This window comes from Paenarthrobacter ilicis, assembly GCF_016907545.1.
In the GTDB taxonomy this organism is placed as follows: Bacteria; Actinomycetota; Actinomycetes; order Actinomycetales; family Micrococcaceae; genus Arthrobacter; species Arthrobacter ilicis.
In genome coordinates, this window is record NZ_JAFBCD010000001.1 from 507469 (window position 1) to 520693 (window position 13225).

General features: G+C 62.8%; 9 protein-coding genes. 6 read left to right on the forward strand and 3 right to left on the reverse strand.

Features of this window, described 5'->3' with window-relative positions:
* Positions 1-45 precede the first annotated feature (45 nt).
* Positions 46-279: a DUF6480 family protein gene (locus JOE60_RS02465; protein ID WP_167265242.1), complete on the forward strand. Its 234-nt coding sequence runs from the start codon at positions 46-48 to the stop codon at positions 277-279.
* Here the strand turns inward: JOE60_RS02465 and JOE60_RS02470 are convergent.
* The 3 genes from JOE60_RS02470 to JOE60_RS02480 are packed head-to-tail and all read right to left on the reverse strand — an operon-like array spanning position 276 to position 6414.
* Positions 276-1838 carry a family 43 glycosylhydrolase gene (locus JOE60_RS02470; protein WP_167265240.1) on the reverse strand — a complete coding sequence of 521 codons (1563 nt, stop codon included), beginning with the start codon at positions 1836-1838 and terminating at the stop codon, positions 276-278. The two genes, JOE60_RS02465 and JOE60_RS02470, sit on opposite strands and share 4 nt — an antisense overlap.
* 32 nt (positions 1839-1870) lie before the next feature.
* Positions 1871-3046 carry a Gfo/Idh/MocA family protein gene (locus JOE60_RS02475; RefSeq protein WP_167265238.1) on the reverse strand — a complete coding sequence of 392 codons (1176 nt, stop codon included), beginning with the start codon at positions 3044-3046 and terminating at the stop codon, positions 1871-1873.
* Entirely contained in the window at positions 3043-6414 is a 3372-nt protein-coding gene (locus tag JOE60_RS02480; protein WP_167265237.1) for a glycosyl hydrolase, read from the reverse strand. The genes JOE60_RS02475 and JOE60_RS02480 overlap by 4 nt, the downstream gene beginning before the upstream one ends.
* Before the next feature lie 86 nt (positions 6415-6500).
* Between JOE60_RS02480 and JOE60_RS02485 the strand changes: the two genes are divergently transcribed.
* The 5 genes from JOE60_RS02485 (at position 6501) to JOE60_RS02505 (ending at position 13220) form a co-directional block, all read left to right on the forward strand.
* Positions 6501-7799, forward strand: a complete 1299-nt coding sequence (locus tag JOE60_RS02485) for an ROK family protein (protein ID WP_167265235.1) — start codon at positions 6501-6503, stop codon at positions 7797-7799.
* A 187-nt stretch (positions 7800-7986) separates the two neighbouring features.
* The gene (locus JOE60_RS02490) at positions 7987-9522 is read left to right on the forward strand and encodes an ABC transporter substrate-binding protein (protein WP_167265233.1); all 1536 of its coding nucleotides are present in this window, start codon (positions 7987-7989) and stop codon (positions 9520-9522) included.
* Between the two features lie 55 nt (positions 9523-9577).
* Complete coding sequence (locus JOE60_RS02495; RefSeq protein ID WP_167265231.1) at positions 9578-10519, forward strand: ABC transporter permease; 942 nt, start codon at positions 9578-9580, stop codon at positions 10517-10519.
* A complete protein-coding gene (locus JOE60_RS02500) occupies positions 10516-12360 on the forward strand; it encodes a dipeptide/oligopeptide/nickel ABC transporter permease/ATP-binding protein (RefSeq protein WP_167265228.1) in 1845 nt (614 codons plus the stop codon). Before JOE60_RS02495 ends, JOE60_RS02500 begins: the two co-directional genes overlap by 4 nt.
* Positions 12357-13220, forward strand: coding sequence for an ATP-binding cassette domain-containing protein (locus JOE60_RS02505; RefSeq protein WP_167265226.1), 864 nt, complete (start codon positions 12357-12359; stop codon positions 13218-13220). Before JOE60_RS02500 ends, JOE60_RS02505 begins: the two co-directional genes overlap by 4 nt.
* The last annotated feature ends 5 nt before the right edge of the window (positions 13221-13225 follow it).

Consider the following 13225-nt stretch of genomic DNA (forward strand, 5'->3'; position numbering starts at 1 on the left):
GATACGCTGGACCAAAGCATCACCACTGCAAACAGGGGAGTGAGCGTGTCAGGACCAAATCCAGATCCCTACGAGGACAAGATCACAGGCCTGGAACCCGGTGGTGGAGTTCCGCCCGGTGAGACGCCACCGGGCGAAGCCTCCACGGCAGGGCCGCAGGGCCACGATGAAGGCGGTCCGCGGAAAGGCACCCAGATTCTGTGGATGTCGATCATCGGCCTGGTAGTGCTGATGTCAATGCTCTACTTCATCGGCTACATCGTGGGGTTCTTCGACTAGACCTTCTTCGACGACTGGATGTTGTCCAAGGACCTGTAGGTGTAGTTGCGGAACTTTACCTGTCCGCTTCCAGTGGCAAACAGCGCTGGGCGGAGGCTCAAGAGCTCGTCCAAGGTGTTGGTGTTGTAGCCTGCCACATTGAAGCGCAGCCCGTGCCGGGTCCACTCCACTCCATCGGTGCTGTAATGCATGGTGACGATGTTGTTGTCGTTTTCAATCTTGAGGTGGATGGTCTGCGCGGCCGGAGCAGGCTCCCGCCAATAAGGGATGGCCCGGCCTGCCCGGTAGCTTGCCATTGCTGCCCCGTCGTGGCCCATGCCGCAGTACAAGCGGTCGCTGTAATAGAGGAGGAGTCCCCCTTGGGCTCCGTCAAATAGTTCCATCGAGACGCTGATCTCATAGCGGCGGTCTCCGGCGGTGCTGGTCAGCGGGGAGCTGTCCGACGGGTTGGTCCCGGAGGCCTGGAGTACCAGCCCGTCATCCAGGGAAATGCGCTGCTGCTCGCCAACGGCGGGGGCATGGAAAGACCACGGAATCCCGAGCCGCACGTTGGAAAAATCGTCCGACAAAGCGATCCCGTGCTCCTGGTCGCCCTGCAGCGAACCCGCCGGGATGGGCGTCGGCAGTGGCTCGGAGAGGTCGCCACCCACGGCCCGGGGCCACCCGTCGTCGTCCCATTCGATGGGTTCCAAAAGAACCTGGCGCCCCAAGGTCACAAAGCCATTCTCGTAGCCGTGGTAGATGCTCCACCATTGGCCGTCCGGACCTTCGAACAGGGTTGCATGGCCCTTGCTCCACCACGGTTCTTCCTCAGTCCACGTCCGGATGAGGGGATTGCGGGGGTGTTCCTCCCACGGGCCGTGCACCGACCGTGATCGCGCCACCGTCACCATATGTCCCGTGGGCGGACCCGAGGTCCCGCCCACCGCTGTGCTCAGGTAGAACCAGCCGCCGCGCTGCATCAGCTTGGGACCTTCGAGGGCGTAGGCCTCGGTGATCCATTTCTCCGGGTAACGCCAACCGTCGTACACATGCTCAATGTCGCCGGCTGTCGCCAGTCCATTGGCGCTGAGGCGGACACGGCTGACGCCACTCAGGAACAGATACCGGTGGCCGTCTTCCCCCACCACATGGCCGGGATCGATGTGTCCGGCAACGCCGATATCCACCGGCTCACTCCAGGGCCCGGCCATGGACTGTGCGTGGATGACGTAGATCAGCGGTGGAGCGGCGGGATCCGGTGACGCCGCCGTGGGAATGACGGGGATGTAGATGTAATAGGTGTCTTCCACCTTGCACATATCCACGGCAAAAACATTTCCCAGGGGATCCTTCAGTGCCGGTCCCAAAGGCTGCCAGTTCAGGAGGTCTCGCGAGTGCCAGATGATCAGGCCGGGCGAGGATTCGAAGGAGGAAAAGGTCAGGTAGTAGTCGTCTCCGTCGCGGAGAATCGCAGGATCCGGGTGGTCCCCTGAAAACACCGGGTTGAGGTACGTTCCATCGCCCCGATCGGCGCGACGCTGTCCCTCTGACAGGGCAGTGGGTGTGGCATCCTTCATCAACATTTCCTGCTTCATCTCCATGGTTGGGATCACGCTGCGTGCGATTGGCTGTTGCCCGTACCGCCTACGACCGCGATGGCACTTTTGTTGTTGGCTGACTCCTGGACCGCGTCCAGGACGCGCTGGACGTTCAGTCCGTCTTCGAACGACGGCGATGGCTGGCTTCCGTCCCGGACCGCCAGAAGGAAGTCCCGGACCTGGTGGGTGAAGGTGTGTTCCCAGCCGATGATGTGTCCTTGCGGCCACCAGGCATCCAGGTAGGGGTGCTCGGGTTCGTTGACCAGGATCCGGCGGAAGCCTTGCTCGCGGACCGGGACGGTGGCGTCCAGGAACATGAGCTCGTTCAGGTTCTCCAGATCGAACGTCAGTGATCCGGCCGAGCCGTAAATTTCCAGTTTCAGGGAGTTCTTCTGGCCCGTGGCCACCCGGGAGGCCTCTACGGAAGCGCTGAGATTCCCGGTCAGGCCCAGCGTGGCCCACACAGCATCATCCACCGTCACTTCCTCAGGGCCGCCGGGCCCGGGGCGCTCGGCCACAAAGGTCCGCAGGGTGCCGGTAACTTCCATGACCGCCTGTCCGGTGAGGAATTGGATCTGGTCGACGGCGTGGGAGGCGATGTCTCCCAAGGCGCCGGAACCTGCGGTTTCCTTGCGCAGCCGCCAACTCATGGGGGTTTCGGGATCGCTAAGCCAGTCCTGGAGGTAGGCGGCGCGGACGTGCCGGACGGTGCCGAGGCGGCCTTCGGCGATGAGTTCTTTGGCAAGTGCCAAGGCGGGGACGCGGCGGTAGTTGAAGCCGATCATGGACTGGACGCCACGCTTGCGGGCTTTCGCGGCGGCTGCGGTCATGAGTTCGGCTTCGGCCAGGGTGTTGGCCAACGGCTTTTCAACCAGTACGTGCTTGCCGGCTTCCAGCGCGGCGATGGCGATTTCGGCGTGCATCCAGCCGGGTGCGCAGATATCGATGATGTGGATGTCATCGCGTTCGATCACCTCCCGCCAGTCCGTGGCGGACTCAGCCCAACCGTACTTACCGGCTGCATAGGCAACCTGGATGGCGTCCCGGCCTACGAGGACTTTTTGTTCGAAGGCCGGGACGTCGAAGAAACTGGCCACGTTCCGCCACGCATTCGAGTGGGCCTTGCCCATGAAGGCGTAGCCGATAGCGGCCACACCCAAGGGCCGGGCCTCTGGTGTGTGATTCATGGCTGTCCTAACGGGTGGTTGGTGGTGTGGATTCGCACGGGACCCACAAGTCCGGACTTCTGCAATGGCGCATCCGGGTGGAAAATTTCGGATCCAGGTCTTGTGGTGTTGCCCTGCACGGCGTCACCGGCCAACCTGTTGGACCAAGTGTTGGTGACCTCGACGCGGAGCCGATTGAGCCCGCTGCGGATGGCTTCCGAGGCCGTCACCTGGAACGGGGACGTCCAGGCTGTGCCCAGGGGCACGTCATTGAGCCAGACCTGGGCGATGTCGCGTACTTCTCCCAGATCGATCACGTACGTTGCCTTAGTGCTGGCTGACGGCACCTCAAAATTGTGGCAATAAACGGCTGTCCCGGAGAAATGCCTGATGTCGCTATCGCCGTGGGCAAACGCGCCGTCGCCGGCCCACGGAGCCACACGATCAAGGGTCAGCGAACCCGGGTCACGCTCAAGGTCACGGAAGGTCAGTTCCCATGGTCCTTGAAGTTGCACTGTCCTCCGAAGTCCCGCTGACGCATGGAGGGCCAGGGTGTCCCCGGACACAACCCCGCTGGAGGTGGTGGCATCGTCCGGCCGCAGCAGCACAAAGGCGGAACCGAAGGGGGGCAAGGTGATGTCCACTGTGGTGTGGCCTTCCGAGTGGCGTGACGGAAGGGGTGTCCGCGAAACCTGGCAGGCATCCCAGAGCTCTGCGGAGCCTGAGCTTGCACGGAAGGTCGCGGTGATTTTCTCGGGACGTTCCCGTTGATTGCTGATGAAATACAGTTCCCCATAAGGAGTGGTCCTGTGGATGGCCGGCAGGCAGTGTCCCTCGCCGGCGTCGAAGCTCCAGTCGGGTGTCATTCCGAGTTCCTGCAGGGCCGCAGGCAGCAGCTTGCTGTGATGGATGTCCCCACCATCCAGCAACCGGCTGTGACCGCCGTACCAGATCTTGTCCGCCGCTGTCCGCCACGCCAAGGCGTCGTCCCCATGGCTTGGCGATCCTTCCGGACGTTTCCCAATCACTGTTGCGCCGCCGTCGAGCAGTTCCTGGAGACGCCGCAGCATGGCCAGGGTCATCCGCTGGCTGGTGCCACCCAGATAGAGGGCTTTGTAGCGGGTCCCACCGCTGCTGAGGAGCGCACCCGCAGGTGTCACTGTGATGTGGTTGGTGAGGCCATCGAGGTTGATGAAGTCAAAGCCATATCCCTGGGGGACCTCTGCGGGGGAATCACCGAAGACCCCGGTGACCGGCGACTCCTCGCCGTAGAAATAGGCGATGTCAGCAGCGTAGGTACCTTGCTGCAGAAGCTGGCTGCAGCGTGCCAGGTAGTCAATCCACGGTCCTGCCGCATGCGCCCAGGTTTCATTGCGTGAGAAGGACTGGCCCAGGTACGGCGCCAAGGTGATTCCGGGTTTCTCCACACCTGAGGGCTGATGCGGGGACGTGTGGATGTTGATCAGGTTCACGCCCAGGGCAAACTCCATGTCCACGATCGGCTTGAGGATGGCGGGTGTGTAGCGGAAGGGCTGTCCAAAGGCAGTCATCGACTCCGCGCCTGTCCGTGGCTTGCCGTAGACGTGCGAAACGGAGGCCGCACCCCTGAGATCCGCCACGAAGGTTGGGCGCGGTCCACTCTCCGGCGGGTAGCACCACATGGCTCCCATGGGAACGTCGGCATGCGAGCGCATCTCCAGGTCGTCCCCCAACTGGGGCCGGTGATCCTCCAGGGCCTCCGCGTAGTAATCCATTCCATGGCCGGCGGCGATTGATGCGATGGTTCCGTAATGGTTTTCCGCGAGGAGTTCGGAGATGGTCCTCCGGAAGTCCCACAGGAAGGCGTCACTTTCCCGGGTTCCTTCCATCAGGATTCCGGTCAGTGCCGGGAGCCATGGCAGGAGGCTGTACCCCCGACGGGTCTGAAACTCGCTGAGCATGTTGTGGGTCCAGTTCTGCGGCCCGGACTCGATGCTGTCGCTGAGGAGGGCATCGATCCCGGCCAGGGCGTCCGGTTCTTTGCCCAGGGCGTCCCGGAAAAAGCCAAGGTACGTGTGCAGATAATCCGTTACGTGGCCGGCGTCCAGTTTGTCCACTTCCAAGCCGGTTGCTTCCGCCGCTGCCGGGGCGTTCACATGTCCGGTGAGTGAATAGCCCAGCCTGAGCACGGTCCAACGTCCTGCCGGCGGAGCCCAGCTGAGTATCCCGTCGGCGTCAACGTAGCCGGTGACGTCCACTACCTCATCCACGGGCACGGCCTCCCGGACGTCGGCTGCTTCAGCTTCCAGCGCGTAGTAGTCAGCAACGGGGGCGAAGCCGGCTTTCTCCTCAGCGCGGGAAACCCGCGAGCCGCCGAACAATTGGAAGCACGACACTTTGACGCCGGAGCCGGCACTGGGAAACGTCAAGGGCTTGATGCCTGCGGCAACGGGGGCGCTGCCTGAAGGGGGCGTGGTGATCACCAGCCGGAAGTAGCGGGCCTCCTGTGCGGGGAATGACAAGGAGCGGACTGGAGCCTTGGTTCCTTGGAAATCCGCCACCGGCCAGAACGCCTGGTTGTCATTGCTGGCTTCGAGCACAGCCTCCGGGAGGGGACCTCCGCCGAATCCGACGAACGCAGGGAGTCCCACACGGGCAGATGTGACGGTCACCGGCTCTGAGTAGTCAGCAGTGATGGTGATCCGTGGGCTGGCATCGATCACCACCGGTGGCCAGAAGGTGCCGTCAGCCAGGTCTTCGAGGCCCGGACCGCCTGTCACCGTTGAGCTGCACGTGATGGAGGCGGGAATCAGGGAGCGGTGGCCCTCCTTGGCGGGGAAGGCCAGGACAGCGATGTCCTTGTAGAAGTCCGGTATTTCCGCCGTGACGTGGCGCGTTGCGGCGCAGGGGACGTCCTGGAATGGGCCTGAGGCTGTGGGTGGCGTGGGCAGTTGGCAGGGGAGGTGCGCTGATTCGATGACGGTGGTTGACCACACCACTTTCTTCATCCCGGCTTCCGGTGCAACCCATGGCCCACCCGTGGCACTCCAGCCCGCTGAGGTTGCCACTGACAGTTCCATGCCCAGTCGCTTGGTCTGCGATGCCGCCCTGCGCACAGCTGACTGCCATTCTTTGGAGAGGAACTTCACTGGCTGTTCCACCAATGCCGGTGCCCCAAAAGAACCGAAGAACATCTGGACGCCGCCTGCGCCTATCCCTTTCAGCCACGCAAGGTCGGCGTCTATGCCGTCTTCATTCACATTGCCGTCCATCCAATGCCACCAAGCCCGCGGGCGGGCAGCATCCGGGGGCGTGACGAATTGTTCGAACAACGGAGCGGGATCGGTGTTCAGCGGCGCCGGTCCGGTGGTTCCGCTCCGGGAGCGCCGGGTAACTGGTGGCGTGGACATAGTGTTGTTCTCCAGGCTCTGAGGCAGAAGCCGTACGCTTTCCTGCCTGGGAAGTGAGATGTAACATATGTTCTACAGGAACAAAAGTGGAGAAACAAGCCGTCGCAGCTCTGGAGGCCGCCGTGAATACCCAACCGTCCCCGCAGGACGCATTCATCTATGCCCGGCTGGTCAACCTCGTTAGGACCGGGGAAGCGTTGACCCGCCCTGCCCTGGAGCAGGCCACGGGGTTGGGCAGGAAGCTGGTGGCCCAGCGCGTCCAGCAGGCGATGGCCGTGGGGCTGCTTGAAGACGGTGATTTCGCGCCCTCCGGTGGTGGCCGCGCGCCCAGGCAGCTCCGCTTCAAGGCCGACGCCGGGCATGTTTACGCAGGGCTGATGGGTGCCGGTGAAATAAGGGCGGCCGTGTCGGACCTGGACGGCGCGCCGGTTGCAGCGATGCACCGCGACTGGGACATTTCGGAGGGTCCGGAAGCCACCATGGACCAGCTGCAGGACATGTTCCAGCGGCTTGCCAAGCGGACAAAGACGCAGCCCTGGTCAATCGGTGTGGGAGTCCCGGGGCCGGTCAATTTTGGTACCGGACAGCTGGTGGCACCGCCGATCATGCCGGGCTGGGATGGTTTCAGCGTCCGCTCCTGGCTGCGGGAACGCTACGACGCCCCGGTGTGGGTTGATAACGATGTCAACCTCATGGCGCTGGGCGAGTGGCACCGTGGACACCCTTCCGATCGGCGCGATCTCCTCTACGTCAAGGTGGGCACGGGCATTGGTTCCGGCCTGGTTTCCGGAGGGTCCGTGTATCGCGGCGACACGGGTGCTGCCGGCGATATTGGGCACGTCAAGGTCAGTGACGATCCAGGCCTCAACTGCCGATGTGGCGAGACAGGATGCCTGGAAGCAGTAACCGGCGGGTGGGGCCTGGTCCAGCAATTGACGCCGGTTGCCTCGAGCAGCCCGTATCTCTCGTCGCGATTGGCTGAAAGGGGAAAGCTCACTCCCGAGGACATCGGCATCGCCGCATCGCGGGGGGACAGCCTGGCCTCGCGTGCGGTGGTGGACGGCGCGCGCACGGTAGGCGCAACGGTGTCGAGCCTGGTCAACTTCATCAACCCCGGCGTGGTGGTGGTGGGCGGCGGCATGCTCCGCAGTGGCGAGCAGGCGTTCGAAGCCCTGGCCGAGACCGTGATGAGGCGGAGCACCAAGCTGGCGACGGAGAAGCTGACCCTGCGCACTGCCTCCCTGGACTTCCAGGAAGGGGTGGTGGGGGCCAGCCTCATGGCCGTAGAGCAACTCTTCGCCCAGTCCGCGTTGGGGTTGTGGATTGAGCAGGGATCGCCGTTGGGGCAGGCGGCGAACCTTCACCGCCTGGCCGCGGGCCACTGACGAACAAATGGTCACCGGCTAAAGTGACTATTGACACATATGTTCCTACGGAACTAAAGTCTGTTGCAGGAGCAAAGCTAACCAGCACCGTTTAGTTGTTCCCCCTTTCCTCTACCCCGACAGCCGCCGCCTGGATCATCAGGTGATCAAGCGAAGCCTGGGGGTCCTCAGTCCCAATGGAGCAGACATGAAGAGAAGAAGTTTCCTGACCTCAGCAGTGGCGGTGTCCATCCTGATCACCGCTTCCGGCTGCAGCGGAGCCCAAAGTGGCGGATCGGCTGCCTCCCAGACCGGCTCGCTGTCGCTGGGCGTGGTGCAGGTTCCTACGTCGTTCGTACCGGGCGAGATGCCTGCTGCAGGACCTGAAAACCACTACTACCAAGCTGTCTATGATTCCCTGCTGAACCTGGACGAGAACGGTGGGCCCGTCCCCAACGTGGCAACCCAGTGGTCCTACGACGATTCCCGTAAGAACCTCACCCTCACCCTGCGGGACGACGTGAAGTTCACTGACGAGACACCCTTGGACGGAGAAGCCGTCAAGGCCAACCTGCTCAAGGCAAAGGCCGGCAAGGGCGAAGCCGGGTCATCGCTGAAAGCCCTGGACACCGTTGAAGTTACCGATGCCACCCACGTGGTCCTCAAGCTCAAGGATCCGGATCCCTCCCTCCTGGCAAGCCTGGGACGGTCCAGCGGATTCATGGCAAGCCCCAAGGCGCTGGACAGCGCAGACCTGAAGACCAACCCGATCGGCTCCGGTCCCTACGTCCTTGACCAGAGCAAGAGCACCGCCGGAGACAAATATGTCTTCACCCGGAATGCCAACTACTGGCACAAGGATGCGTACCCCTACAACGAAGTCGATATCAAGCTTCTCGAAAACTCTGCCGCGGCATTGAACGGCCTCCGCGCCGGCCAGCTCCAGGGCGTGGCTGCAACCACCAACGATCTCGCAAAAGGCGCAAAAGACGCCGGAATGAACGTTGTCTCCTACACCAACGGTTCAGTTCAGGGGATCTGGTTGTGGGATCGGGAAGGCAAAAACACCCCGGCTTTGGGTGATGTCCGTGTACGCCAGGCGATCAACTACGCGATGGACCGCGATACCATCCTGAAGACCCTGGGCGATGGACGTGGCACCAAGACGGCCCAGATATTTGGGCCCAACACCGGGGCTTACGACGCCGCACTCGACAATACCTATCCTTACGACGTGGAAAAGGCCAAGAAGCTTATGGCCGAGGCCGGTTACGCGTCAGGCTTTTCCATGAAGCTTCCTGACTTCTCCCCCGTGTACCCGGGTGCGCAGGCTGCGATGACCGAAGCCATGGCAGCAATCGGGATCACCGTCACTTACGAACCGATCACTGCTGACCAGGTGGTGGGAAGCATTATCGGTGCAAAGTGGCCCATGAACTTCTTCAGCCTCACCTCGGCCGGAGCCTGGGACTCCACACAGTTGGCCGTGGCGCCGGATGCCTTGTTCAACCCGTACCACGTGAACGATCCCAAGATTGTGCAACTGCTGGACACCGCAAGGACCTCTGACGACGCCGGCCGGGACAGTGCACTGCGTGAACTGAACAAGTATGTGGTGGACCAAGCCTGGTTCGCGCCGTGGTACTTCGAAGAAGGCGCCTACGTAACATCCAAGGACGTCAAGACCTCCGGCCAAGCCAACGTCACCGTCCCGCCGCTCTACAACTTCGCCCCCGCCAAGTAGTCCACTGGCGCCGAGCTGGCAACGATCACGTCCATCATCACACTGAGAGCCACTCATGATAACGTTCCTGTTCCGCCGGCTCGGCGCCGGCCTCATCCTGGTCTTCGCAGTCTCCACACTGACCTTTTTCCTCACTGCGCTGGCGGGATCCGATCCCGCCCGCCGCATCCTGGGCAACAACGCGACCCCTGCACAAGTAACGGCCAAGAATGCTGAACTCGGCCTGGACCAACCGGTCCTCACCCGTTACTTCGACTGGCTGGGATCGGCCATCACCGGCGATCTTGGAAAGTCCTGGGCGAGCAATCAGCCCGTCACCAAGCTCATTGGGCAAGCATTGCCGGTGTCGCTGTCCGTGGTGATTGCCGCCGTCGTCCTCACTGCAGTAGTCAGCGTCGCCCTGGGCGTCGTGGCAGCCGTCCGCGGCGGCTGGTTGGACAAGGTTCTCCAGACCATCTCCATCGTCGCCTTCGCGGTTCCCAACTTTTTGGTGGGAATCATCCTTTCCCTGGTCTTCGCAGTCCAACTGAAGATGTTCCCGGCCTTGGGATACGTCAGCCCGTCCGATGATCCGGGTCAGTGGTTGGCCTCCATCACCCTCCCGGCCTTCGCCCTGGCCATCGGGGCAATCGGAACCGTGGCAACCCAAACGCGCGGTTCCATGATCGACGTTCTTCAAAAGGACTTCATCAGGACCCTGCGCAGCAGGGGACTCCCTTCACGAAGCATCCTGATCAAACACGCACTCCGGAATGCCGCACCGGCTTCCCTGACAGTTCTGTCACTTCAGTTCATCGCCCTGCTGGGCGGCGCCGTGATTATTGAGAAGGTTTTTGCCCTGACAGGTGTCGGCAACCGCGCGGCCTCTGCCGCGGGCCAAGGTGACGTGCCGGTGGTACTGGGAGTCGTGGTGGTGATGGTGGTCCTGGTGGTCATCGTAAACCTCCTGGTGGACATCCTGTTGGGCTTCCTCAATCCGAAAGTACGGGCATCATGACTGTGACCAACATCCAGGCCGGCGGTCCGGCCGTGAACCCCAAGGCAGCACCTCGAGCCGGCGTTGTGCGGAGGCTTCTGAAAGATCCGATCGCTGTGGCTTGTTTCGTTTACTTGGTGCTGGTGGCAGTGGTGAGCATTGCGGCGCCATTGCTCACCTCCGCAAGCCCGACCGCCTCACAGATAGCCAACGCCCTGGCGCCGGCAGGACCCGGTTCCCCGCTGGGCACGGACGGCGTGGGACGCGATGTCTTCGCCCAACTGCTCTACGGCGGCCGCACCAGCCTGACGGGCTCCCTGATTGTTGCCGGTGTGGCAGTGCTCCTGGGCCTGCCCGCCGGCCTGATCGCCGGGTATTACAAGGGCTGGTTTGATGGTGTGGCGAACTGGCTCAGCAGCCTGCTGATGGCCGCTCCGGCAATCGTTGTCCTGCTGGTTGTTCTGGCACAGTTCGGGCGCAGCACTGAACTGGCCATGACAGTTTTTGGCGTGCTGATAGCTCCTGCGGTTTTCAGGCTGGTGCGCTCATCCGTCATTGCTGTCCGCGAGGAACTCTACGTTGACGCCGCAAGGGTTTCCGGCCTCAGCGATGGCCGGATCATGGCCCGCCACGTTCTCCCGGTGGTGATCGCCCCCACCATCATCCAGATCTCCCAGTTGGCCGGAATAGCGGTTGCCATCCAGGCCGGCCTGGACTTCCTTGGCCTGGGCTCGGCAAACCAGGCCAGCTGGGGAGGCATGCTTAGCGACGCTTTCCAGAACATCTACACCAGTCCGCAGCTTCTGCTGTGGCCCGCGATCGCCATCATTTGCACAGTGACGGCCTTCAGCCTCCTGGGCAACTCGCTGCGTGACGCAATGGAGGGCGGGTCACGGGTATCAAAGGCCCGACGGCGGCGCCAGCCTGCGCAGGTCAACGGCGGTACCGCTCTGGTGGAGGCCGCTCTGGATGGACAGGCTGGGAAGGCCGACGAGAAAGCACTGCTTGCGGTCCAAGGCCTGAAAGTGAGCTACCCCCAGGCCGATGGTTCAGAAACCACGGTGGTGCATGGTGTTGACCTGTCGGTGCGCCGAGGCGAAATCCTGGCAATCGTGGGGGAGTCCGGCTCGGGCAAGTCCCAAACAGCGTTCTCTGTCCTGGGACTGCTACCCGTGAACGCCCGGACGTCCGCCGTCACCATGACCTTTGATGGCAAGGACCTGCGGGGCTTGGGTTCCGGCGCAATGAACGCCCTGCGCGGAAAGCGGATCGGGTACATCCCCCAGGAGCCCATGTCCAACCTCGACCCCACCTTCCGCGTTGGCGCGCAGCTCACCGAGCCCATGCGGCACCACCTGGGTTTGTCCCGGGCCGCCGCGAAAGCCGAGGCCTTGGCGCTCCTTGAACGCGTGGGAATCGCAAACCCCCGGCGTGTGTTCGACTCCTATCCGCACCAGATCTCCGGCGGCATGGCGCAGCGCGTCCTGATCGCCGGAGCGGTCAGCTGCAAGCCCGACCTCTTGATCGCCGATGAACCCACCACGGCCCTGGATGTGACTGTTCAAGCCGAAGTCCTGGACCTGATCCGTGAACTTCAATCTGAAGGCAACATGGGAGTCATCCTGGTGACCCACAACTTCGGTGTGGTGGCAGACCTGGCCGACAGGGTGGCAGTCATGCGCCAGGGACTCATTGTTGAAACGTCCAGCGCGGATCAACTCTTTGACAATCCCAGCCACGAGTACACCCGGGAGCTCCTGGCGGCATCACTGGAGGACACGACGCCCTCCGACGCCGTGACCATGGATTTCACCTCCCGGGAAGCCGTCACCCCAGCACTCCAGAAGGAGCCCCAGCCATGAGCGAGCACCTGGCATCCGCAAAATCAACGGCCCTGCTGGCCATTGAAGACCTGGTGGTGGAGTACCCCTCCAGGACATGGCGCGGGCGTCCCTTCCGTGCCCTGGACGGCGTCTCGCTCACTGTAGGACGCGGAGAAACCGTGGGTCTGGTGGGTGAATCCGGCTCAGGTAAATCCACCCTGGGACGAGCCGTCCTGGGTTTGGCCCCGGTCACCAAGGGCACCATCACGTTCCAGGGCCGCGTCATTTCCGGCGTGGACAAACGTGCGCGTCGGCAACTCAGCAAAGACATCCAAGTGGTCTTCCAGGATCCGTACACTTCCCTGAACCCGGCCATGGTGGTGGGGGACATCCTCACGGAGCCACTGCTGGTGGCCGGAACATCCAAAGCGGAGGCGGAAAGGAAAGTGGGTGAACTCCTGGAAAGGGTGCACCTGCCTGCCGACTCCGGCCGGCGGCTGGCACGGGAATTCTCCGGCGGACAACGGCAACGCATCGCCATTGCGCGGGCGCTGTCACGGGATCCCCAGCTGATTGTCTGTGACGAACCCGTGAGTGCCCTGGACCTGTCCACACAATCCCGGGTGCTGGAGCTCTTCAGCGAAATCCAGGAATCAACAGGCGTGGCGTACCTCTTCATTACCCACGACCTCGCCGTCGTCAGGCACATCAGCCAACGGGTGGCCGTCATGAACCGCGGCGGCATTGTGGAGCAAGGGCCTTCCGCCCAGGTGACGTCCACCCCGCAGCATCCTTACACCCAGCAGCTCCTTCTGGCGGCACCGGTTCCCAACCCCCGCCGCCAGGCTGAGCGCCGCGCTGCACGCAAGAAACTGGCGGAGTCCATGAAAGCCGCATAGAAGGT